Here is a 20,559-nt window from a genome sequence, read left to right as displayed (position 1 = left end):
TCCGGTACTCCCAGGCCGCCGTCTTTTACGTCTTCAACAGTCAGACTTTGCCCTCTGGAAAGTGTTGAAGTCGGCATTACCCGGTACCCGTCTTTGACGCTGCGGCCATCTTTCGTGTCGTTGCGAGGCAAGCGAGCAGGCCGGGTGGACTATGGGCTTGGCAAAGGAGCCGCGCGATGAGGGTGCAAAGCATTCGGTTGGAGGGCGAGGAGCCCACTTGGACTGTTCTGGGCGCTGATCTACTGCCAGCCAAGGAGATCGAGTCGTACCTTGAGTTTTTGCGGCAGACCGACGCCTCGCCGAACACAGTCAAAGCTTACGCGCGAGGGTTGGCGTTGTGGTGGGAGTTCCTCGAGCTTCGCGGTCGGAGCTGGGACGTGTTCGGTGTTGAGGATTTCACTGGGTTCCTCGGCTGGATGCGGTCGGGGCTTCCGCCGGGAGTTGCATCGTTGTCCGCTGTGCCGGCGCGGATCGCGGATGCAACGGCGGCCCAGAGACTGCAGGCGGTTCGCTCGTTCTATGTGTTTCAGCAGTGGCGCGGCCTCGAGGGAATTCCGGCGCTGTTCCTGGGTCGGGAATCTAGTTCGCCGTACTTGCCGTTCCTGACTCACATCCGACGCGGTTCTCGTGCGGCGTCGGTGTCGGTGAAGGTCCACCGGCGACGGCGGGCGGCACCGACCTTGACGCCCGTGCAGATCGATTCCATCAAACATGCCTGCGCGCACTGGGACCCCGGCACGCGCTCGTGGTCGGGATCTCTCAGGGACCGATTGTTCTTTTCTTTGCTTGAGGAGACAGGCTTGCGGCTGGGCGAGGCGCTGTCGTTGCAGCACCGGGACTGGCATTCAGGTGGCGGCGAGAACCCGTACATCGAGGTTGTCCCACGCCCCCATCCCCACGGGGCGCGGGTGAAGGGCGGAAATTACCGCAAGCTCTACATTTCCGACGGGCTGGACCGTCTCTACGCCGAGTACGTCTGGCACCTCTGCGAGGCGGGTCTGGACCTGGTGGTGGAGGACATCGACGCGTCATACGTTTTCGTGAACGTCGCCGGCGGAGAGCGCTTCGCGCCGATCCGCCCGGAGACGATTTACAAGCTGATCACCCGGATAAAGCGCGTACTTGGCGATCTTGTGCCGGCGCGTTGGTCCCCGCACTGGTTCCGTCACACGCATGCCACGGCCCTGCTTCTCTCTGGGCGACCGATTCATGTGGTCAGTCGGCGACTCGGCCACGCCGATGTCCAGACGACTTTGAACACCTACGCCTGGGTGACTGAGGACGAAGAGTTACGGGCACTGGCCGATTGGGCCGCCGTGACAAAGCAATGGAGGGACGGGCATGCGGACATCTGACGCAGAAATGGTCGGGATCCTGAGTGCCGGCGGAGCGCCGGGCTTCAATGCGGCACGGAACGAGGAACTGGTCAGCGCAGTCCCCGAGGGCCTTCGGCTGCTGCACTACACGCGGGACTCGATCCCGGCCGAGCATTTGAGCTCATTCGGTTTTTATCATGACAAGATCGGCAACATTCACCTCGACGGCCTGACCACGACGATGCAGAACGAGCTGATGTTCGCGATCTGGCGCATCGTGGAGCTCGGCGGGCGAGTGCCCTGCGCGCCGCTGGGATTACTCCTGAGGGAACTCGCCGCGACATCGAAACGGCTGCAGCGGGCCGGCCAGCCGTTCGAGAGCGTGATGGACTACACGCCGGCCGAATGGCGCACGGAACTCGCTACGACTTGGGTCCGACGCACGAAGCAGCTGCCTAATACGAACACGCTGCGCACGATCCTGTCGCCGCTGGATCGGGTCAGCAAGCTTCTCTGGTTCGCCTATGACACGAGGCCATGGTGGCAGCGAGAGATCTGGGACCTGACCATGGACCGGCGGATCCCCCGGCGGCCCCAGGAGATGCTCTCGCAGGTCGCGGTCCACTGGCACCGACTCCAACCCACATGGTTCCGTCAGGGCGCGATGTTCTACGTCAAGACCCAGCTCGAGGCGGGCCAGCTGACCTGGGCAAGCGTGCACGGCCGCCACAACGCGCTCCTTCCCTTCGGAGAATTTGCGGCAGCCCGAAATCTCCCGGGTCCGCGACTCACGCCGGACCCTGCCCGACTGCGCCCGTTGATGCTGGAGTTCCTGGGCGAAACCCGTCAAACGAAAACGCGCCACGGGAAGAACACCGGCAAACCGCGCTCGATTGGGAGCGTTGCCCAGATTACAGCGGCGGTCCGGGGCCTCTACGCATTCATGAACGATTTCGGACCCGAGGCTGCGGCCGCGGTCGGTGATGAGCGGTGGGCCGGTATTGGTCCTGAGTATCTGAGGTTCTGGCGACCGGGAGACATCCCGCGCGTTCACAAGAACCGCTACGACGAACGGCACCTGTTTACCGACACAGTCATGTCAGCGCTGGCGTCACATGCCCATCTGCTTGGCGTCCCTCGCCCGCTGGGTGGATTAGGGGATGAGCAGGGGATGCGGATTCTGTTGCTGATGATGGCTACCGGGCGTCGGATCAATGAAATCTGCATGCTGGATCCGGATCCGATCATCCCGGTTGAGGGCCCTACGCCTGAAGGCGGAAACATCGCGAAACTGCGCTACCAGCAGACGAAAATCGTGGACGCGCCGGACACGATCTTCGTCGACCAGGAAGTCACCGCCATCATCGCAGAGCAGCGCCGCTGGCTCACCGAACACTTCGAAGCCGGGGTGACGCCGAAGTACTTGTTCGTGAAGGCTCAGGGAAATCTGCTTGGCCAGCACCCCTACAAAGACGGACGGTTCCGACGACAATTGCATCATCTCGTTGCCCTCGCCGGGTTGACTGAAGCCGACGGGACCCCGCTGGACTTGGGCAAAACGCACCGGTTCCGGCACACGAAAGCGACAGGCCTGATCAACGCAGGCGTGCCCCTGCACGTCGTCCAGCGCTACATGGGCCACCTAAGCCCCGAAATGACGATGCACTACGCGCAGACCCTCGACGCGACAGCGAAGGCCGAGTTCCTCCGCTACCGCAAGATCACAACGTCGGGTTCCGCATCAGCGATCCAGGGTGAGGACCTCTATGAGCTGATGGCGTTGGACTCACGCACCGACCGGGTACTACCAAACGGCTGGTGCACACTGCCCCCTGCCAAGAGCTGCGACAAAGGCAACGCCTGCCTCACCTGCAACCTGTTCGTCACCGACGAACGATTCCTGGGCGTCCACGAGGGCGAAGCCGTCGCTCTCGACCAGCTCATCGACAACCGGCAGGCTGCGCACCAGCAACGCACAGGACAACCGATGAGCGAAAACCACGTCTGGCTCACCCTCCGGCGCCGCGAGCAGCTTGCACTCAAGACCATCGTTGAAACGCTCACTACACAAACGGACGATGCCCACGAGCCAATCCGCGGCGCAGGAGAGCAAACCCGAATCAGCGCGGACCGACGCGATCCGCAGGAGTCGCAATGAGCCGCGGCAACCCGGAACTACTCGCCCAGGCCGCGTCACGAAAACGCCAAGCAGCGCGGGACCGCGCTGACGCCGGCATACGCGCACTACTAAAAGCCGGCGCACCCATCACCTTTGAGGCGGTCGCGACGGCGGGCCACATTTCCAAGGACTTTCTCTACCGCACGACTGATCTGCGTAACCGCATCCAAGACCTTCGCAGCCGCACAGCCGGCATACGGGCGGCAGGGCCGCCCAGCGAGCCCGCCGCGGCAACCTCCACAAGCAACATCGTCCGCACACTCACCATCGCCCTCCGAGACGAACGGGCCCGGAATCGGGCCGAGATCTCCGAACTCAAGGCCGCTCTGGAAGCCGCCCATGGCGAACTGCTGCGGCTGCGGCGCCACCCTGGTTTGCACGACGCCGACTGACCAACGGATCCCCCTTCCATCAATGCAATAGACGATAGTTGCGGCGATGGGACAGGATCAGCGGCCGCAGCAGCGGGCATAATGGCCCTATGTGCGGCAGATACGTCATGAGCAGAGCTGTCGGTGACCTTCTCGCGGCTTTCGACGTCGAGGAATCCTACGTCGATGAGCTCCAGCCTTCCTACAACGTCGCCCCAACCGACATGGTCCCCCTGATTCTGGACCGGAGCTCAGGAGACGGCGCACCAGTGACACGAAAGTTAGTCACCGCCCGCTGGGGCCTGGTTCCGTCCTGGGCCAAGGACCCCAAAGGCGGCGCGAGACTCATCAACGCCAGAATGGAAACCATCACAGAAAAACCCTCCTTCAGGAAAGCCGCATCCGCAAGACGGGGATTACTCGCAGGCGACGGATACTTTGAATGGGAAAAAACCCCTGACGGCGGGAAGATCCCCACATACCTCTACGGGTCGGACGACCAGATCCTTGCCTTCGCCGCCCTCTTTGAAAACTGGCCCGATCCTTCCCTGCCCAACGACCACCCGGACAAATGGCTGCGAACAGCCACGATCATCACCACCAATGCCTCCGACGCCCTCGGCCACATCCACGACCGCACCCCGCTGATCGTGCCTCCGGAAATGTATTCGGACTGGCTCGACCCGGACACAACCTCCGAGGCAGACGTCCGTGCCCTACTGGATTCCATGCCCGAACCGCACCTGGTCCCACGTGTCGTCAGCGACCGTGTCAACAGCGTCCGCAATGACGGGCCGGAGCTTATAGAACCAGCCACCGCAGGAAAGTAACCCAGCCGGCTCAGAAAGATGATCCGTGACTCACCTGGTTGGCCGTGCGTGCCAAGAACCGGCCCGCCCGCCGGAAGTCCCGGACAAACAACAACACTGCAATCACAGCGACAACAACTCCGACTGCCATCACCCAAGCGGCCACGCTGTTACCGCTCAGAGCAAAGTTCACGGCCTGAGGAGTAAAGACGAGCGGTAATAGCGGTGCCTGGATCACGAGTTGCGTCGCCAAACCCTTCCGCTGTTGCACCGCGGCACCCCGCGAGACTAGAAGGTGTTGCGGATCCACGTCAGTCTTCCCGGCTATCTCCCTACGAACCTGCTTTCGCTCATCGCTCTCCAGCGAAAGCAGCACATCGATTCTCCCAGTTCTGGCCGCAGGGACCACTTTTTTGGAGTTGTAAACGAGACCCCCAACTAGAACACCGAGGACTGCGAGGAAAAACCCGAACACCAGATAGGCTGCCCAGTCCCCTCGAAGACCCGGGAAGGCCACCATCCCGCCCACCGTCCCGGAGGCAAGGAGTAATACCAGCCCGGCGGGAAAATACCGCGTGTAATACATTTTCACGGCCTCGCCCAAGCCGTCGTCACCAAGCCCCTGAGCTCTTCTCGCGGCATGATCCCAGCGCTCATTGGACTCGTCCATGAGACCTTCGATTCCGCCCATCGTCTTCTTCCCATGGAGGCCACTGACGCCGACAAGACCTTCGGAAAATCATCTGGAGCCGCTGGCCATGTTCAAATACTGGACCATTCGCATGCGAACGCCAACGGGCTTGACGAAAAACTGAGGGTTACGGCTTCTTTACGGACGCGTCTTCAACAGTTCCGGCCCCTACCTTGCCCGGCCGATCGACAGACAACTACAGATAAGCCGGCACTGCACAGCGCCGCGACTGGACAGCCTTACGGAACGCCGGCTTCTCCAGCACGGATTCGCTTCTGGCATTGATCATCCGGGAACCGATGCCCGGATCCTTCGCCCAGGAAGGGACGAGCCCCCAACGGGCCACATGCAGCTGCCGGACCTGCCTGCGCTCCGGCCCGTCATCCACCAGCCGTTCCAGGACGATGGGGACGTCGTCAGTGGGCGCCACATTCCACGACGGCGGAATGCTCACCTCGTCCTCCAGCTCGGCGTCGAATTCCGCCAGGAGGTCCCCCACAGCACGTGCCATCACATAGCGTCCACACATGGCTCCAGCATGCCATCGGCGACATCTGCTGTCATCCGGGCCGTCCGGGAAGCCGCGGGCGCACGGGAATAGGGGGAGGCACGCTACCGTTGACAGGAACGGAACCCTACATCGACACAGAGGAGACCCCTGTGGATTTCACTCCCGAATCCGGCACCATCACCATGTTCTCCACCACCTGGTGCGGCTACTGCAACCGGCTGAAGAAGCAGCTGGATGCGCAGGGCATCGGCTACACGGAGATCAACATCGAGGAAGTGGATGGCACCGCCGAACTCGTGGAGCAGCTGAACGGCGGCAACCGCACCGTTCCCACCGTCCTGTTCCCGGACGGTTCGGCAGCGACCAACCCGTCAGCAGCCGAGGTGAAGGCGCGCCTGGCGGCATAAGCACGGCCGGCCGTAAACACTTTCGCGATGCGGGTCATGCCCCCAGGCTGCTGAAGGAAGCAGACTCCAGGGCGGCATGGCCCGCATACGTTTGCAGCAGCGCGTCCTCAACGGCCTGGACGGTGGCACCGGGCACCAGGTCTTCGACGGCGCCCGCAGTGGCAGGATCCCATTCAAGCCCCAGGGCGGCGTAGCTGTCCGTCAGGACTTTCCGGATCGGGGCAGAGTTTTCCACGACGATCACGGAGCTGAACAGCCAGCCGCCCGCCACGACCCGCTGGGCCGTGCCTACGAGCTTGATCCGGTGTGAGGAATCGTCCGGGTGTGTTCCGTGGACGCTGAACTCGCCCGGGCAGTACTCCCCCGGTATTTCCCCCACGGCGGCGTGGACGCCGACCACCTGCAGTGCCTGGGCGAACAACTCCCCGAAGTACCCGAAGCGGGTTTTGGAGCCGGCGATCGCATCCACGTCCGGCTCAATGTGGTCCACCACCAGCGTCCCCTGGTGATAGGCAGCGGCGCGTCCGCCGGCCCTGCGGACCAGCGGTTCAAAGCCGTTGTCACGGCAGGCACGGGCCGCTGCTTCAAACCCCGGCAGGCGGGTGTCCCGCTGTCCGAACGCCACGGTGGGGGCGGGACGGTAGAGCCGAAGGGTGGGGCCGATCTGCCCCGACCTGGCCTGTGCCAGGAGCTCCAGCCCGAATCCCAGGTCCCGCCCCGCTCCCAGCGAAACTTCCTGCCGCACCACAGTCAGCGTGCGCGTTTCCTGAACGGGGTGGTGCATGGTGCCGGGCTCCCTTATGGTCATCTCGCAGTTCCTGGTTGAACTGCCGGCGGACAGGCCAACCCTAGGTTACGCCGTCGCCCCCCCACGACGTTTAAAGGCCACGGCGTCCGCCCACAGGCCCGGCAGCAATCCGGCCACCACCAAGTCCCACGGATCGGCAGCCGGTCAGGTACGGCGCAGTGTCAAAATCTGTTCGGCCCGCCCGAAGGGGCCCTGCCGGTCATGCAGGACCGTGGACGTCAGGCCGATCCCGTCCCCGCCGAAGGACACCGCGTTGTCCAGCCCCAGCCACTCCCCTTCGGGCCGCCGGTACATGTGGATCTGCAGGTCCAGGTTGGGGAAGGCGTAGCTGTCCTTGCCGGGAGGCACCCGGGCGGCGATCCCGTTGGCGGTGTCCACCAGGCCCATCAGGCGGGCCAGATCGGTACTGTCCTCCCGGTCCGTCAGCGGGTGGTCGGTGCGGAGCCACACCTTGCCGGCGCCCGGCCGGTGCCCTTCGGCAACGCGCATCTCGAGGGACCGGATGTAGCCGCCGGGCCAGACAGCCGAACCGTCGTAGGGCTTGCAGTCGTCCGGGCCCGGAATGGCCGCATCCTCGACGGCGGCGACGGCAGCAGTGTCGCTGGTGATCATCCGCCAAGCGGTTGCCCGGATTGCTGTCCGGCCCGCAGCCACCAACTCTGCCTGCAGCAGTTCGATGGTCTTCCCTGGCCTCAGCGTAGAGGTCTCGATCTGGAATTCCCCGCCCGGGATCAGTCCCAGGATCTCGTAGCTGAGCCGGGCCATCCGCATGTCCGCCCGCGGCTGGTGGCGTTCAAGGGCTTCGGCCAGCAGGCCGGAGGCAGGCGCCATGTGTTGTTCGTGGGCGTTCCAGGCCCCCTGCGCATGGATGGTGGAGCGGAAGTGGCCGCCGCCCAGGACCTGGTAGTAGGCGTTGCCTTCAGCAAGCTCTTGGAACTCTTCAGTCAACGCTGGCCTTTCGCAGAGAACTTCAGTGAATTGCCACTAACTCTAACCGCTCGCGCCGGAACGGCAGCAGCGGTCCGGCGCGAAATGCTGGGCCAGCGAAATGTTTGAGACTGGATGATGCCAGCGGACTAGACTCAGGAACTGGTCCTGTCAGCGACCTCGAAAAGAGGTATTCCATGCGCGTCATCAGCTACAACCTCCGCAAACACAAAGCCAGCGGCGAGCTTCTTGCCCTGGCCAGGAACCATGACGTCGATGCCCTCTGCCTCCAGGAGGTGGATGCCACGGACCTCCCCGAAACCCTGGGGCCGCTGCATCTGGCGCATGTCACGAAGGGAAACCGCTTGGGCCTCGCCGTCTACTACCGCACCAGCCGCTTCACCGCACTGGACACCCAATCCTTCGCCCTGAAGAAGTCGATGCACGACAGGGTCCTGGCTCCGGCGCACGAACGGCTGATTGGGGTGCGCGTGATGGACAACGACACCCAGCATGAACTGGTGATCGGCTCGTTCCACGCGGCGCCGCTGACCGCCTCCAATTCGCTCCGGCGCAAGCAGATCCACGCTGCCCATGCCGAACTGCTCAGCATGGGAAAAGGCCTGATGACGCTGATGGTGGGCGATTTCAACTACCCGTTCTTCACCAAGAACCTGGACATCCACATGAAGAACTCCGGGTATGCCCTCTCCCTCAGCAACCGGCGCACCTACACCAGGTACAAGGTATTCAAGGGCCACTTCGACTTTGCCACGTCCCTGGGCCTGGACATCCAGAACGTAGAGACGCTGCCGCGCGGCAACTCGGACCACCTGCCCATCCTGGTCACGGCGGAATACGGTCCGGACTACTAGCAAGCGCCGCCGGGATACGGGCCGGCGCCAGCAAGCCGTCGCCTCAGGTCCGGCCAGGCGGCAGCGAAGCCGGGGTGCAGTTCCTTCCGCTCCACCTCGTCAAGGGGGACCCACAGCAGTTCGATGCTCTCGGGATCGCTGATCACCGGGTCGAACGGCTCCCGCACCAGCACCACCACCGTGGTGTAGGACCAGTAGCCCAGGTCCAGGAGGGAAGTGAACAGCACGTCAACACCCTCCGGCGGAACCGCCGCCTCCTCCTGGGCTTCCCGCAGCGCGCCGGCCACGGGCTCCTCGCCCTGGTGGAGCGCTCCACCCGGCAACCCCCACGTTCCGCCGTTATGGCTCCAGACCGCGCGGTGCTGCAGCAGCACCCCCCTGGGCGGATCGAACGCAAGAACGCCGGCCGCACCGAAACGCCCCCAAAAGCGTCCGCGGTCCCCCTCCACCCAGGCGTCGCCCGGATCCCGGGGACCGGTGCGGAGGGGCGGGGTGGTGGACGCTGCGGAAGCCAGAGAATGATCCATCAGCCCAGTCTGACAGGTACATCATGCCCGGGCCCAGCACACGCCGGGCGTCAGTTGCCGTGCGGGCGTTCGACGGCGAAATCACCGCCGGGATACATGATGGTTTCGTGCCCGTCATCAAAGCGGACCAGGTAAGGCGGGGTTCCGTCCTGTCCCCGCACCTCCAGGATCACCCCGTGGCGGTCCGTGGATCCAACATGCCGGCCGTGGACGATAATGCGGTCGCCCTGCGCTGCCTCCATGGCAATCACCTCCCAGCCCCCAGATTACGACTCTCACGGGAACCGGAACAGGCCCAGCGTGGCAGGATTTCCCTATGCCGCTGAACATCGTCCTGGTTGCCGATACCCACATCCCCAAGCGGGCCAGAGACCTGCCCGCCCCGGTGTGGGCCGCCGTCGAAAGCGCAGACGTGGTCTTCCACGCCGGTGACTGGGTGCAGGCCGGGGTCCTGGACAAATTCCAGGAACGCAGCCGGTACCTGGTGGGCGTCTACGGGAACAATGACGGGCCGGACCTGCGCGCCCGCCTCCCTGAAACCGCGCACATCACCCTGGACGGCATCCGGTTTGCCATGGTCCATGAGACCGGGCAGGCCAAGGGGCGGGAGCTGCGGTGCGAGGCGCTCTATCCGGACACGGACGTCCTGGTCTTCGGGCACAGCCACATCCCCTGGGACACCACGTCCCCGGCAGGCCTGCGGCTGCTCAACCCCGGCTCGCCCACGGACCGCCGGCGCCAGCCCGCCTGCACATACATGACAGCAAAGGTCGACGGCGGCCGGCTGGCGGAGGTGCGCCTGGTGGAGGTGGCGCGGGAGTAGTTCCGGGTTGGCAGGTGGCCGCCGGTTGCCTAGGCTGGGACGGTAAGCATACTTAGCTTCTTGGAATCCACCCAGCAGGAGGACCGCCATGACAGACCAGTACACTTTCCGGAATCCGGTCACCGCCTACGAGCACATTTCCCCGCCGGAGCAGCACCAGCCCGAGCCGGGACTGGACGCGGAGCTGACGCCCAAGGCGGACCTCGGTGAGGAAACTTACCGCGGCACGGGACGGCTGGAAGGCCGGAAGGCAATCGTCACCGGTGCGGATTCGGGTATCGGTGCCGCCGCGGCCATCGCGTTCGCCAGGGAGGGGGCCGACGTCGTCATGTCGTACCTGCCGCAGGAGGAGGAGGACGCTGCCAGGATTGCGGGCATTATCGAAGCCGCGGGACGCAAAGCCGTGAAGGTTCCCGGGGACCTCAAGGACCCGTCTGTCTGCCGTGACGTGGTGGATACCGCGGTGGCCGTCCTGGGTGGTGTGGACATCCTGGTCAACAACGCCGGAAAGCAGGTGGCCCAGGAGGACCTCGCGGACATCACGGACGAGCAGTTTGACCACACGCTGAAGACCAATGTCTACGCCATGTTCTGGCTGACCAAGGCAGCCCTTCCGCACATGCCCGCGGGGTCCACCATCATCAACACCACCTCGGTGCAGGCCTACAACCCCTCCCCGACGCTGGTGGACTACGCCACCACCAAAGCCAGCATCAACAACTTCACCAAAGGCCTGGCCCAGCAGCTCGCTCCCAAGGGGATCCGTGTCAATGCCGTGGCGCCGGGACCCATCTGGACTCCGTTGCAGGTCAGCAGCGGCCAGCCCAAGGAGGAGCTGCCGGAGTTCGGGCAGTCCACTCCGCTGGGCCGCGCCGGCCAGCCCGCAGAACTCGCGCCGGCGTATGTTTTCCTGGCCTCGCCCGAGTCCAGTTTTGTGCTGGGCGAGACGCTGAACGTCAACGGCGGCAGCCCCACCCCGTAGTTCTTATGCCTGGTCCTGCCCGGCGAGCAGTTCATCGGTGGCTTCGTCGGGCTGGCCGTCGAAGAACTGTGCAAGAACGGTCTTGAACACCGTTTCGCCGGGCGCCGCGCGGAGGAACAGCGTCATGGACGACTGCAGCTTGCGGGCGTCAATGCCGCCCAGAATATCCTCGGCCGTGCGCCCGGCGTGGTTGGTCAGGGCCTGTGCGCACTCCAGCAGGCGCGGACCCAGCACGTCGTGCTCAAGGTATCCCCGGGCCTCGTCCAGTGACCTGATGGCATACTTCCGCGAGGTGGCGCTCTGCCCCAGCCCGGCGATCTGCGGAAAGACGAACCACATCCAGTGGCCGCTCTTGCTGCCCAGCTGCAATTCGGACAAGGCCTGCTCATATGTCCCGCCGCTGTCCTGTGCAGCGACGAAGCGTTCAAGGTCATAGGGATCGTTCATGGATGTCTCCTTGTCGGGGGGTGTTGGGACCGGGCGGGAAGCCGGCGCCTGGCGGCTGCCCAAGTACTGCTGCAGCCTGGCGCAGGCTGGTGTGCGGGTCCTGGGCCCACCGCGCCAGCACCACATCGGCGCGCTGCCTGTCGCGCTCCGGCAGCCCGGCAAGCAGCGGCGCCACCACATCGGCCACGAGGGGGCCTTCCAGTTCCGCTGTAGAAGCGGAGCGGAGGAACCCTTCGATCCGGGTCAGGTCCGAGTGGCGGAGCCATCCGGCCTTGGCTTGGAGCAGCACCACGGCAGCCAGCCGCCGCTCGAAGACCGGCCTTGCGCCAGGGTTGGGCCGGCCCCAGAGGACTGAGGCCAGCTGGACCGTGGCATCGTGGTCCAGGGCTTTGAATTTCCGCAGCGCATCACGGACGGTTCCCCGGACAGCGCCCACGGAGGCTCCGTAGGAGGCGAGGACCCCGCCCAGCCGGGTGGCGACGTCGTCCGCGCGGTACCAGGAGCCCTCGTTCTGCAGCGTACGGTCGATGAATTCCGCCGCCGCGGCAACGATGTCCGGCCCCGCTGTCACTGCCGGCCTGCCGCGGCGTGGTTGATGCAGAACGCGGTCCATGGCCGGGCTTCCAGCCTGCCCTCGGCAATGGCTTCGCCGCAGACGGCGCAGGTGCCATAGGTTCCGGCGTCCAGCCGGGCGAGGGCGGCCTCCACCTGGTCCAGGCCGGCGGCGCTCTGCTTCAGGAGTGCGGCCGCCTGGGACAGCTCGAAAGCGATCGTGGCGCCCTCGGGATCGTGTTCGTCATCGACGTTTGAATTGAGCCGTGCCGAACTGGCCGAGGCGATGTCCGCGCGAAGGTCCGGAAGCAGTGCAGCCTTCCGCTTCCGCTCCTCCTCGAGCAGCACCCGGAACCGCTCAAAATCTGGCATGGAGAAAGCCTAGCGCGCCTCTCAGTACCAGTTCCTGGCTACGGAGTGGTCCCACGCCGCGCAGGGTGTACGGTAGCGGTCCCGGATATACCCGAGCCCCCACTCAATCTGCGTACGGTAGCTGGTAAGCCAGTCGCTGCCGGCGCTTCCCAGCTTGCCGGGCGGCAGGGCCTGCGGAATCCCATAGGCCCCGGAGTAGGGGTTGGTGGCGGTGGTCAGCCAGTTGGATTCCTTGGTCCAGAGCTGGGCGAGGCACAGGAACTGGTCCTGGCCCCAGCCGTAGGCTGCAAGGCGGCCGGAGGCGTAGCTCTTGGCCGCAGCGGGATCGTTGACTGCGCCGCCTGGAACGGAGGGCACGACGACGGCGGGCGGGCCGGGGATTGCAGGCGCCGGGGCAACGGGGGCGGGGTTCGCCGGGGCCGGGTTCACGGGAGCAGGATTTACCGGGGCCGGATTTAGCGGCGCGGGATTCGCTGGCACCGGCGCTGCCGGGACCGGGTTTGCCGGAGCGGGAGGTCTTTGAGCACCGGCAAGGGCAGCATCTGCAGCTGCCTGCCGGCGGGCCTGCTCCTCGGCAGCCGCTCGCTTGGCAGCCTGCGCCGCCTCATAGGCTGCAAGCGCCGCCTGGCCTTGCCGGTATTCGCCCTCGAGCGCCGCCGTCGTGCCCTTGAGGGACGCCAGCTGCGCGGTCAACTCTCCGCTGCGCCGCTGCTCTTCGGCGACCTGCCGGGCCACCGCGTCCTGGGCGGAACGGGCAGTGTCCAGCTTGGCCTTCGCCTCCCCGGACAGGCGTTCGCGCTCCGCCCTGGCGGTCTTTTCCTGCTCCGCCAGCGCAGCGGTGGCTTTGCCGGCGGCCTCCGCCCGGCTGACCAAATCCGCGGTCTTGGCTCCCACCACCTCAACGACGTTGAGCCCGTGGATGCTGTTGTTCTCCAAAGCTTCCAGTGCCACAAAGAATCCCATGGTGGTTCCGCCGGTCTTGTACGATCTGGCGGCCAGCGCACCAACGGCCTGTTGATGCCGCTGCAACTCCGCGTCCGCCTGGGCAGCCTGGCCTGCAAGGGCATCCACCCTGGCCGTTGCGGACTGCAGGGCGGCATCCGCCAGTGCATAGTCGGCTGCGGATGCCACGGCGGCCGTCCCGAGCGCTTCGGACTCGGACCGCAGGCCTTGAAGCAGGCCTGTGATGTTCTCGATCTCGGCCGCCTTCCCGGCTTCAGACTGCTGCGCCTTCTGAACGTCTTCCCACGATGGGTACCCGCCCGGCGGAGCCTCATCCGCGGCCGCCGGAGGCAGGGCAGCGGGGCCGGCCAGGGCAAGTGCCAGCAGCCCTCCCAGCAGCGGGGGCTTGAACATGCTTCCGATCAGGCGCATAGCTCCGAAGCTTAGCGGGTTTCAACACTAGGTTGAGGGTTGGGCGACCTCCCGCCGCTACCTTAATAAGTTTGTGACATAAATAACAGGCGACGCCAGCCGCAAAATATCACGCGAGGTCAGAAAGGTGTGCTAGTACCTCCAGACGTTTGCTTAATTTGATAGAAGCGCCTCGTATGTTACCCAAACGTGACAATTGCTCCGGGGCCGGGTTATGGTCTTCAGGTGTCCCTCCCAATCGGGACATTCCCATCAGTATGCCGAGCCCTGCCACTGACCCGGGATTCAATCGCTTTCCAGCTGGCAGGGACGGGGGAACCAAGTTTCCACGGCCGTTACGGCCTTGGGGTTAAGTCGATAGCGCCTCCGTCCATTGTGGGCGGTTGCCTTCGGCCGGGTATCTCCAACCCGAACCCGACAGCTCACCCCGCAGGCATGGGAGAGGCGATCACACGTGTCAAAAAATTTCCCTACCGCCCGTCACCGCGCAACTCCGGCCCGCTCAATCGCGCTCCAGGGCTTGGCTGCTTCCGCAAAGTCCCAGGCACGGACGCTCAGCCGTCCGATGCTCGCAGTTGCCGCTGCGTCCGGCATTGCGTTCGGTGTTGGAGCTCCCGCCCATGCAGGCGTGACCGGCCCGGATACCACCGAAACCGCTAGCGTCCAGGCGTCCAGCGCTCCGGCAGCCGCAGTGGCTGCCCCCGCTGCCGCAGCCCCTGCCGCCGGCAACGTCTACACCGTGGTTTCCGGAGACACCCTGGGCGCCATCTCGGCCGCTCACGGCGTCAGCCTGAACGATGTGCTGGCCGCCAACGGCCTGGACATCTCCACCATCATCTACCCCGGTGACCAGATCACCATTCCGGGCGCCGGCTACGTGGCACCTGCCGCTGCTCCTGCCCAGGCCGCACCTGCCCTGGCGAACACCGGCTCCACCATGAACTATGCCTCCGCGGCCGTTGCCCCGGCTCCGGCTCCGGCCCCGGCCCCCGCACCTGCCGCGACCGGCACCGGCACGGGTGCAGCCATCCTGGCTTCCGCCTACGGCCAGTTGGGCGTGCAGCAGGACTGCACCGCCATGGTGGAGAAGGCCCTCCGCTCCGTCGGCAAGTCCGTCGGTGACCTGGCTCCCGGCCAGTTCTACCAGTACGGCACCACCGTGGGCACCCCCGCCCCCGGCGACCTGGTGATCACTGCAGGCCACGTGGGCGTGTACGCCGGCGACGGCCAGGTTGTCAGCGGCGGCGTGGACGGCTACAAGACCGAAGTCCACTCCATCAGCTGGCTCGGCGGAGCTTCCTTCGTCCGGGTAGCGTAGTTACCCCGCGCAACTGAAGCAGCCGCACCAAGAGCTGCGCACATAAGGGCGGCAGCCGGGAAGACCCCGGCTGCCGCCCTTGCCGTGTTAACGTGTTGCCACCGGGACCCCCCGCCACTTTGCGGCGCAGCCTGTCACGTGCCGCAGAACGTCATGTACTTGCCGAAATCTTCCGGCGCGCCTTCGGCGTAGCGTTCCAGCCCGGGTCGCTCTTCGTAAGGGGAGCCCACTGCTTCAAGGAGCCTGGTAAGCGGCTCCAGGTCGCCGCCGGTGGCCGCAGCGAGCGCCTCTTCCACCAGATGGTTGCGCGGAATGTACACGGGATTCACCCGGTCCATCCGGTCCGCATCCGGCTTCATGGACCGCCAGCGCCCGGCCCAGGCGTCGAATGCTGCCAGGTCCATGACCATGCCCCGGACAGGCCTTTCATTTCCGCGCGCTGCTTCGCCCAGGTTGCGGAAGAACCGCGTGTAGTCCACCGGGCCGTCCTTCAGGATCGCAACCACCCCGTCCACCAGTTCGGATGCCGCTTCGGCCTCAGGGCTTCCGGCGGGGCTGGCGGGCAGGCCCAGCTTGGTCCTCATCCCGTCGAACCAAGCATCGCTGTACTGCCTGCGGAATTCGCCCAGCGCCTCCACGGCGGGAGCGACGGCCTGCTCCTGGTCCTCGTTGATCAGCGGAAGGATCGACTCGGCGAGGCGCGCCAGGTTCCATTCGGCAATAACAGGCTGGTTGGCGTAGGCGTACCGCCCGCCCACATCGATGGAACTGTAGACGGCGGCGGGATTGAAGTCGTCCATGAACGCACAGGGCCCATAGTCGATGGTCTCGCCGGAAATGGTCATGTTGTCCGTGTTCATCACGCCGTGGACGAATCCCACCAGCATCCATTGCGCCACCAGCGCGGCCTGGGCCGACACCACCGCCCGGAAAAGCGCAAGGTACGGATTCTCAGCTTCCGCGGCGGCGGGGTAATGCCGGCTGATGGCGTGGTCCGCCAGGCGGCGCAGCAGCTCCAGGTTGTCCGTGGCCCGCGCATACTGGAAACTCCCCACCCGCAGGTGGCTGCTGGCCACCCGAGCCAGGACTGCCCCGGGCAGCATCTCGTCCCGGCGCACCAGGCGTCCGGTGCCGACGACGGCGAGAGACCTGGTGGTGGGAATCCCCAGCGCGTGCATTGCCTCACTGACGAGGTATTCCCGGAGCATGGGCCCGACGACGGCACGCCCGTCACCTGCCCGCGCAAATGGTGTGCGGCCCGAGCCTTTGAGGTGGATATCGCGCAGGCGGCCGTTGGCGTCCAGGATCTCGCCAAGCAGGAGGGCCCGCCCGTCCCCCAAGAGGGGTGAGTATCCGCCGAACTGGTGCCCGGCGTAGGCCTGGGCCACCGGCGCTGCCCCCTCCGGCACGTGGTTGCCCAGCAGCAACCGCACCCCCTCCGCGCTGCGCAGGTAGCGGGCATCAAGCCCGAGCTCTTCCGCGAGGGCGTCGTTGAAGACCAGGAGCCGGGGCTCCGGAGCTTCCTCCGCCTGCCAGGGAACAGCCATGTCTGCCAGTTCGCTGGCGAAACGGCTTTCGAGGATGACCGTTGATTCTGCAGCGGTAGTCATGGGTTAACCCTATCCCCGCGGTTGGTCCGTCGGTTGATCAGCCAGGTGACAAGCCACAGGATCACGCCGATTGCCATCAGCCCGCCGGCTATCTGGTACTGGATCACGTTGCGTCCCACCCATGGGCCGGCAAGGAAAGCACACAGGATGGCTGCCACCAGGGGCAGTGGGCCGGGCGAGGTGAAAAAGACCTTACGGTTCGGATCCCGCTTCCGGCGCAGCACCAGGCATGCCACGTTCACCACGGTGAAGACGCACAGCAGCAGGAATGCCGTTGTGCCGGAAAGGTTGGCGACGATGTTGCTTTCCGGATCGCTGGCCACATAGAGGATGAGTCCCAGGGCAAGGACCGTGGAGAAGGCGATGCCGGCCCACGGGGTGCGGCGAACGGGCAGGACCTTGCCCAGGGGACGCGGCAGGACCTGCTGCCGGGCCATGCCGTAGATCAGCCGGCTGGCCATGAGCATGTTGATCAACGCAGTATTGGCCACGGCGAAGACGGCCAGGAACGGGAAGACCCTATCGATGGGAAAGTCCGGTGAGCCCTTATGCACCACTTCGAGCAGTGCCGCGCCTTCGGCTTCGCGGATTCCCTCCAGTTCTGTGGGTGTCAGCACGCTGACTACGGACACTGCAACCAGCATGTAAAGGAGCACGGCGATGCCGAGGCCGGTCAGCATGGTCCGGGGGAAGATCTTCTCGGGATTGCGCGTTTCCTCCACCATGTTCACCGAGTCCTCAAAGCCCACCATGGCGAAGAAGGCGATGGAGGTGGCGGCGGTGACGGCGAGGAACAGGCCCTTGTCCTGGTAGTCGCTGAAGACGAAGATCTCGCCGGGGTTGCCTGTGCCCTGCGCCATGACGAAGAACCCGACGCCGATCACGATGCACAGCGCCACCATTTCCACCACGGTGAGCACCACGTTGAACTTGACGCTCTCCCCCACACCCCGCAGGTTGATGGCGGCCAGCAGGAGCATGAATGCCAGGGCGACGGCGGTGATCATGCCCTGGCCGGGATCACCCATGACCCCGTTGACCTCCAGCCCGCCGAAGAAATTCTGTGCCAGGACATTGGCCGAGGTTGAGGCGCTGGTGATGCCCGAGCAGACCACCGCGAATGCCACCAGGAACGTGACGAAGTGGATGCCGAACGCCTTGTGCGTGTACAAGGCGGCGCCTGCCGCCTGGGGATACTGGGTGACCAGCTCCAGGTAGGAAAAGGCCGTCAGCGTCGCCACCACGAAGGCCAGGAGGAACGGCAGCCAGACAATCCCGCCCACCGTCCCGGCCATGGTGCCCGTCACGGCGTAGACGCCGGCGCCAAGGATGTCCCCCACGATGAAGAGCAGGAGGAGCTTGGGGCCAAGGACCCGTTTCAGCTCGGGCTCCCTGCCCTGCGGAGTAACGCCCTGGACTTCCTCGGATGTGGCGCTCATTGTCGGCCTCCTTGCCGGATCAGGTGGTGGGACTGGAAGATGCGTGCCAGGTCGACACGGGGCTGCGCCGCTGCGGAAAGGGAATCCGCTGCAGGTCCGCGGCGGCCGTGACGGCAGACGTGCCCGCGCGTGCGGATGCCTGCGCGGCAAGCACGGTGGCGTCGTCGCCGTAGCGGGACGAGAAATGCGTCAGTACCAGAGTGCGGACACCGGCGCGCGACGCCAGCTCCCCTGCCTGCCCGGCGGTGAGGTGGCGGTATTGCTGCGCCAGGCCGGCGTCGTCATCGCTGAAGGTTGACTCGGCAACCAGGAGGTCGGCGCCGTCGGCCAGTTCCTCAGCACCTTCGCAGGGCGCGGTGTCCATGACGAAGGCGAAGCGCTGGCCGGGCCGATGGATGCTGACGGCCTCGAGACTGACGCCGTTGAGGGTTCCTTCACGCTGGAGGCGCCCGACGTCGGGGCCCGCGATGCCCGCTGCCGCCAGGCGGTCTGGCAGCAGGGTCCTGCCGTCCGGTTCCACCAGCCTGTAGCCGTAGGTATCGATGCGGTGCTTCAGCGGCCGGATCTCCAGTCCGTCAGCGATGATCCCCGCTCCCCCATGGGGGTGCAGGCGCAGGTCGATGCCGGGCGAACTCACGGAGACCAGGGCACGGACCACGTCCTCGCCGGCACGCGGATAGTGAAGGTGAACGGGGTGCCCCAAACCGTCGAGGGCCATCCTGGACAGTACGCCGGGAAGACCGTAGCAGTGGTCGCCATGGACGTGAGTGAGGCAGATCCTGGTGATCTGGGTAGCCGGGATACCAGCGTGGATCATTTGCCGCTGCGTTCCTTCGCCCGGATCGAAGAGCAGCCCCTCGCCGTCCCAGCGCAGCAGGTATCCATTGTGGTTCCTGCTGCGGGTGGGGACCTGGGATGCGGTGCCGAGGATGACGAGTTCACGCATGTCTGAAAGGACCAAAAAGCAGGTTCCGGACGTATCCGGGACCTGCTTCCTGGTTTGGTGGTTTTAGTGCCGCCTGAGCATTCCCATAATCTTGTGGGCCATGCCGCCGGTCCTGCCGCCCGTTGCATGGGGCGTCCGCCTGGCGGCATTCATCCCGGTACCGCGGACTGTTCCACTGGTTCCGGTCCTGCCTGAGAATCGTCCAGCGGCATTCCTGATCATGCTTCCCAAGTTCATGTGAAACTCCCTTAGTCCTGATCTACCAACTGATATTCATCAGCCTACTTATTAGTCTAGTCGTGATTCCGTTTTCGGCTAGGGTCCAAGGCCCCATCCTAGATGTCAGCGCTCCAGGTCCTCGGGGTCGAATTCGCTGAGCGGCGACCCGCCGAAGTTCTCGGTGTCGTCACTTGCTTCAGCCTCGAGGCCCGTCGGGTTCTCACCGAAGTCCACGTCCGCCACGGCTTCACCGAGGGTGGGCGCATCCGGCGGCACCTGCTCATCCCCAGCGTTGTACCTGGCTTCCGCCGTCTCGTCGCGCAGCGTCTGATCACTCAGGAAATCCTCCTCTTCACCCGAAACAGCCTCTCCCTGGAGAAGCGGATCCTCCTGCCAGCGGTCCGGGTTGTCCTCCGCCGCGCCGGGGTAGCTGTCCGGACCCTTGACGGGATCCAGTTCCAGGGACGCGCCGGCGCCGGGAGTCTCATCAAGGAGCACATCGTTCTCCTCGACCACCTCGAGGTTGTCATCGGGGAGGTTCTGTTCAGTCATGGTGATGCCTTTCTCTTGAACTCCGGCGAACAATAGTAAGCATACTGACGAAAAGGCCGGGATGTGAACCACGCACTGCCCGCTCCCACCACTTGTGCTGCCGGCCTATGCTTTCGGAGCTGCAGGTTCCGCCTGACCGTCGTCCACCGCCATGGGCGTCAGCACAGCCACCTGGTAGCCGCCGGCCCCCTCCACGAGCTGGTAGCAGAACCGCTCACGGGCCCTGCCGCCGGAGAACCATGTGACATCGGCCCAGACACTCCCTGGCGCCTGGGCCAGCACTGCCACATGCTTCTCGATGTGGTTGACGCCTTCGTACTGCGGCCAGGCAGAGGCAAAAAACTGCTCAGTCTGGCGGGCGTCGGTCACGGCGAGCAGCTGGCCGGGAAAGACGATGAGCGAGGGAACGGCGTAAAGCCGGGACATCGCGGTTTCGTCACGGGCCAACAGTGAGGCGGCATACCGGTCGAAGAAAGCTTCAACTTCCGGCTGTGGAGCCGTCAT

The 20,559-nt window shown here is 65.2% G+C and carries 23 protein-coding genes, 1 pseudogene and 1 riboswitch; of the genes and pseudogenes, 9 read left to right on the top strand and 15 right to left on the bottom strand.

Going from position 1 to position 20,559, the window contains the following annotated elements; genetic code table 11:
• Positions 1–176 precede the first annotated feature (176 nt).
• From AC5RU7_RS16445 to AC5RU7_RS16430, 4 genes are all read left to right on the top strand, one after another.
• A complete protein-coding gene (locus AC5RU7_RS16445) occupies positions 177–1,355 on the top strand; it encodes a tyrosine-type recombinase/integrase (protein WP_494053140.1) in 1,179 nt (392 codons plus the stop codon).
• On the top strand, positions 1,342–3,474 hold the full coding sequence (locus AC5RU7_RS16440; protein ID WP_494053139.1) for a tyrosine-type recombinase/integrase: 2,133 nt from the start codon (positions 1,342–1,344) through the stop codon (positions 3,472–3,474). The genes AC5RU7_RS16445 and AC5RU7_RS16440 overlap by 14 nt, the downstream gene beginning before the upstream one ends.
• Positions 3,471–3,887 carry a hypothetical protein gene (locus AC5RU7_RS16435; protein WP_494053138.1) on the top strand — a complete coding sequence of 139 codons (417 nt, stop codon included), beginning with the start codon at positions 3,471–3,473 and terminating at the stop codon, positions 3,885–3,887. Before AC5RU7_RS16440 ends, AC5RU7_RS16435 begins: the two co-directional genes overlap by 4 nt.
• Before the next feature lie 89 nt (positions 3,888–3,976).
• A complete protein-coding gene (locus AC5RU7_RS16430; RefSeq protein ID WP_494053137.1) occupies positions 3,977–4,696 on the top strand; it encodes an SOS response-associated peptidase in 720 nt (239 codons plus the stop codon).
• 10 nt (positions 4,697–4,706) lie between these two features.
• On the opposite strand, the gene AC5RU7_RS16425 is transcribed toward AC5RU7_RS16430, so the two are convergent.
• Entirely contained in the window at positions 4,707–5,366 is a 660-nt protein-coding gene (locus AC5RU7_RS16425) for a hypothetical protein (protein ID WP_494053136.1), read from the bottom strand.
• 205 nt (positions 5,367–5,571) lie between these two features.
• A pseudogene (locus AC5RU7_RS16420) lies at positions 5,572–5,895 on the bottom strand (SOS response-associated peptidase); the annotation flags it as partial.
• Between the two features lie 131 nt (positions 5,896–6,026).
• Between AC5RU7_RS16420 and AC5RU7_RS16415 the strand changes: the two are divergent.
• Entirely contained in the window at positions 6,027–6,284 is a 258-nt protein-coding gene (locus tag AC5RU7_RS16415) for a mycoredoxin (protein WP_009357459.1), read from the top strand.
• A gap of 34 nt (positions 6,285–6,318) precedes the next feature.
• Here AC5RU7_RS16415 and AC5RU7_RS16410 read toward each other — a convergent pair whose 3' ends face one another.
• Positions 6,319–7,092 carry a lipoate--protein ligase family protein gene (locus tag AC5RU7_RS16410; protein WP_494053135.1) on the bottom strand — a complete coding sequence of 258 codons (774 nt, stop codon included), beginning with the start codon at positions 7,090–7,092 and terminating at the stop codon, positions 6,319–6,321.
• 144 nt (positions 7,093–7,236) lie between these two features.
• The gene (locus AC5RU7_RS16405; RefSeq protein WP_494053134.1) at positions 7,237–8,040 is read right to left on the bottom strand and encodes a thioesterase family protein; all 804 of its coding nucleotides are present in this window, start codon (positions 8,038–8,040) and stop codon (positions 7,237–7,239) included.
• Positions 8,041–8,216: 176 nt separating this feature from the next.
• Between AC5RU7_RS16405 and AC5RU7_RS16400 the strand changes: the two genes are divergently transcribed.
• Positions 8,217–8,894 carry an endonuclease/exonuclease/phosphatase family protein gene (locus tag AC5RU7_RS16400; protein WP_494009298.1) on the top strand — a complete coding sequence of 226 codons (678 nt, stop codon included), beginning with the start codon at positions 8,217–8,219 and terminating at the stop codon, positions 8,892–8,894.
• On the opposite strand, the gene AC5RU7_RS16395 is transcribed toward AC5RU7_RS16400, so the two are convergent.
• A complete protein-coding gene (locus AC5RU7_RS16395; protein WP_494053133.1) occupies positions 8,891–9,421 on the bottom strand; it encodes an NUDIX domain-containing protein in 531 nt (176 codons plus the stop codon). The genes AC5RU7_RS16400 and AC5RU7_RS16395 overlap by 4 nt on opposite strands.
• 50 nt (positions 9,422–9,471) lie before the next feature.
• On the bottom strand, positions 9,472–9,663 hold the full coding sequence (locus AC5RU7_RS16390) for a DUF1918 domain-containing protein (RefSeq protein ID WP_494009300.1): 192 nt from the start codon (positions 9,661–9,663) through the stop codon (positions 9,472–9,474).
• Between the two features lie 74 nt (positions 9,664–9,737).
• On the opposite strand from AC5RU7_RS16390, the gene AC5RU7_RS16385 reads away from it, so the two are divergent.
• Positions 9,738–10,244 (top strand): metallophosphoesterase family protein, encoded by a 507-nt coding sequence (locus tag AC5RU7_RS16385; RefSeq protein ID WP_494053132.1) that lies wholly within the window; start codon positions 9,738–9,740, stop codon positions 10,242–10,244.
• Between the two features lie 88 nt (positions 10,245–10,332).
• Positions 10,333–11,226: a glucose 1-dehydrogenase gene (locus AC5RU7_RS16380; RefSeq protein WP_494053131.1), complete on the top strand. Its 894-nt coding sequence runs from the start codon at positions 10,333–10,335 to the stop codon at positions 11,224–11,226.
• Between the two features lie 3 nt (positions 11,227–11,229).
• Here AC5RU7_RS16380 and AC5RU7_RS16375 read toward each other — a convergent pair whose 3' ends face one another.
• Genes AC5RU7_RS16375 through AC5RU7_RS16360 form a run of 4 tightly spaced genes read right to left on the bottom strand, consistent with a single transcriptional unit; the run spans position 11,230 to position 13,971 of the window.
• Entirely contained in the window at positions 11,230–11,673 is a 444-nt protein-coding gene (locus AC5RU7_RS16375; RefSeq protein ID WP_494053130.1) for a DUF1810 domain-containing protein, read from the bottom strand.
• On the bottom strand, positions 11,657–12,244 hold the full coding sequence (locus tag AC5RU7_RS16370) for a DNA alkylation repair protein (protein WP_494053168.1): 588 nt from the start codon (positions 12,242–12,244) through the stop codon (positions 11,657–11,659). The genes AC5RU7_RS16375 and AC5RU7_RS16370 overlap by 17 nt, the downstream gene beginning before the upstream one ends.
• Positions 12,241–12,597 (bottom strand): TraR/DksA family transcriptional regulator, encoded by a 357-nt coding sequence (locus AC5RU7_RS16365; RefSeq protein WP_494009304.1) that lies wholly within the window; start codon positions 12,595–12,597, stop codon positions 12,241–12,243. The genes AC5RU7_RS16370 and AC5RU7_RS16365 overlap by 4 nt, the downstream gene beginning before the upstream one ends.
• A gap of 21 nt (positions 12,598–12,618) precedes the next feature.
• The gene (locus tag AC5RU7_RS16360; protein ID WP_494053129.1) at positions 12,619–13,971 is read right to left on the bottom strand and encodes an aggregation-promoting factor C-terminal-like domain-containing protein; all 1,353 of its coding nucleotides are present in this window, start codon (positions 13,969–13,971) and stop codon (positions 12,619–12,621) included.
• 280 nt (positions 13,972–14,251) lie between these two features.
• Positions 14,252–14,422, top strand: a riboswitch (cyclic di-AMP (ydaO/yuaA leader).
• Between the two features lie 3 nt (positions 14,423–14,425).
• Here AC5RU7_RS16360 and AC5RU7_RS16355 point away from each other — a divergent pair.
• A complete protein-coding gene (locus tag AC5RU7_RS16355; protein WP_494053128.1) occupies positions 14,426–15,289 on the top strand; it encodes a LysM peptidoglycan-binding domain-containing protein in 864 nt (287 codons plus the stop codon).
• A gap of 134 nt (positions 15,290–15,423) precedes the next feature.
• Here the strand turns inward: AC5RU7_RS16355 and AC5RU7_RS16350 are convergent, their stop codons facing one another.
• From AC5RU7_RS16350 to AC5RU7_RS16330, 5 genes are all read right to left on the bottom strand, one after another.
• On the bottom strand, positions 15,424–16,899 hold the full coding sequence (locus AC5RU7_RS16350) for a protein adenylyltransferase SelO (protein ID WP_494053127.1): 1,476 nt from the start codon (positions 16,897–16,899) through the stop codon (positions 15,424–15,426).
• Positions 16,896–18,338, bottom strand: a complete 1,443-nt coding sequence (locus tag AC5RU7_RS16345; protein ID WP_494053126.1) for an APC family permease — start codon at positions 18,336–18,338, stop codon at positions 16,896–16,898. The genes AC5RU7_RS16350 and AC5RU7_RS16345 overlap by 4 nt, the downstream gene beginning before the upstream one ends.
• Before the next feature lie 19 nt (positions 18,339–18,357).
• A complete protein-coding gene (locus AC5RU7_RS16340) occupies positions 18,358–19,284 on the bottom strand; it encodes a ribonuclease Z (RefSeq protein ID WP_494053125.1) in 927 nt (308 codons plus the stop codon).
• 342 nt (positions 19,285–19,626) lie between these two features.
• Positions 19,627–20,055, bottom strand: coding sequence for a hypothetical protein (locus AC5RU7_RS16335; RefSeq protein ID WP_494009310.1), 429 nt, complete (start codon positions 20,053–20,055; stop codon positions 19,627–19,629).
• Positions 20,056–20,160: 105 nt separating this feature from the next.
• A complete protein-coding gene (locus AC5RU7_RS16330; RefSeq protein ID WP_494053124.1) occupies positions 20,161–20,559 on the bottom strand; it encodes a hypothetical protein in 399 nt (132 codons plus the stop codon).

It is taken from the genome of Arthrobacter sp. K410C, assembly GCF_059090105.1.
This window is presented reverse-complemented; position numbering and strand designations above follow the sequence as displayed.

Coding starts and splice junctions, on each gene's coding strand:
- AC5RU7_RS16445 (WP_494053140.1), top strand. CDS start 177: ATGAGGGTGCAAAGCATTCGGTTGGAGGGCGAGGAGCCCACTTGGACT.
- AC5RU7_RS16440 (WP_494053139.1), top strand. CDS start 1,342: ATGCGGACATCTGACGCAGAAATGGTCGGGATCCTGAGTGCCGGCGGA.
- AC5RU7_RS16435 (WP_494053138.1), top strand. CDS start 3,471: ATGAGCCGCGGCAACCCGGAACTACTCGCCCAGGCCGCGTCACGAAAA.
- AC5RU7_RS16430 (WP_494053137.1), top strand. CDS start 3,977: ATGTGCGGCAGATACGTCATGAGCAGAGCTGTCGGTGACCTTCTCGCG.
- AC5RU7_RS16425 (WP_494053136.1), bottom strand. CDS start 5,366: ATGGGCGGAATCGAAGGTCTCATGGACGAGTCCAATGAGCGCTGGGAT.
- AC5RU7_RS16410 (WP_494053135.1), bottom strand. CDS start 7,092: ATGACCATAAGGGAGCCCGGCACCATGCACCACCCCGTTCAGGAAACG.
- AC5RU7_RS16400 (WP_494009298.1), top strand. CDS start 8,217: ATGCGCGTCATCAGCTACAACCTCCGCAAACACAAAGCCAGCGGCGAG.
- AC5RU7_RS16395 (WP_494053133.1), bottom strand. CDS start 9,421: ATGGATCATTCTCTGGCTTCCGCAGCGTCCACCACCCCGCCCCTCCGC.
- AC5RU7_RS16390 (WP_494009300.1), bottom strand. CDS start 9,663: ATGGAGGCAGCGCAGGGCGACCGCATTATCGTCCACGGCCGGCATGTT.
- AC5RU7_RS16385 (WP_494053132.1), top strand. CDS start 9,738: ATGCCGCTGAACATCGTCCTGGTTGCCGATACCCACATCCCCAAGCGG.
- AC5RU7_RS16380 (WP_494053131.1), top strand. CDS start 10,333: ATGACAGACCAGTACACTTTCCGGAATCCGGTCACCGCCTACGAGCAC.
- AC5RU7_RS16375 (WP_494053130.1), bottom strand. CDS start 11,673: ATGAACGATCCCTATGACCTTGAACGCTTCGTCGCTGCACAGGACAGC.
- AC5RU7_RS16365 (WP_494009304.1), bottom strand. CDS start 12,597: ATGCCAGATTTTGAGCGGTTCCGGGTGCTGCTCGAGGAGGAGCGGAAG.
- AC5RU7_RS16360 (WP_494053129.1), bottom strand. CDS start 13,971: ATGCGCCTGATCGGAAGCATGTTCAAGCCCCCGCTGCTGGGAGGGCTG.
- AC5RU7_RS16350 (WP_494053127.1), bottom strand. CDS start 16,899: ATGACTACCGCTGCAGAATCAACGGTCATCCTCGAAAGCCGTTTCGCC.
- AC5RU7_RS16345 (WP_494053126.1), bottom strand. CDS start 18,338: ATGAGCGCCACATCCGAGGAAGTCCAGGGCGTTACTCCGCAGGGCAGG.
- AC5RU7_RS16340 (WP_494053125.1), bottom strand. CDS start 19,284: ATGCGTGAACTCGTCATCCTCGGCACCGCATCCCAGGTCCCCACCCGC.
- AC5RU7_RS16335 (WP_494009310.1), bottom strand. CDS start 20,055: ATGACTGAACAGAACCTCCCCGATGACAACCTCGAGGTGGTCGAGGAG.
- AC5RU7_RS16330 (WP_494053124.1), bottom strand. CDS start 20,559: ATGACGGCTCCACAGCCGGAAGTTGAAGCTTTCTTCGACCGGTATGCC.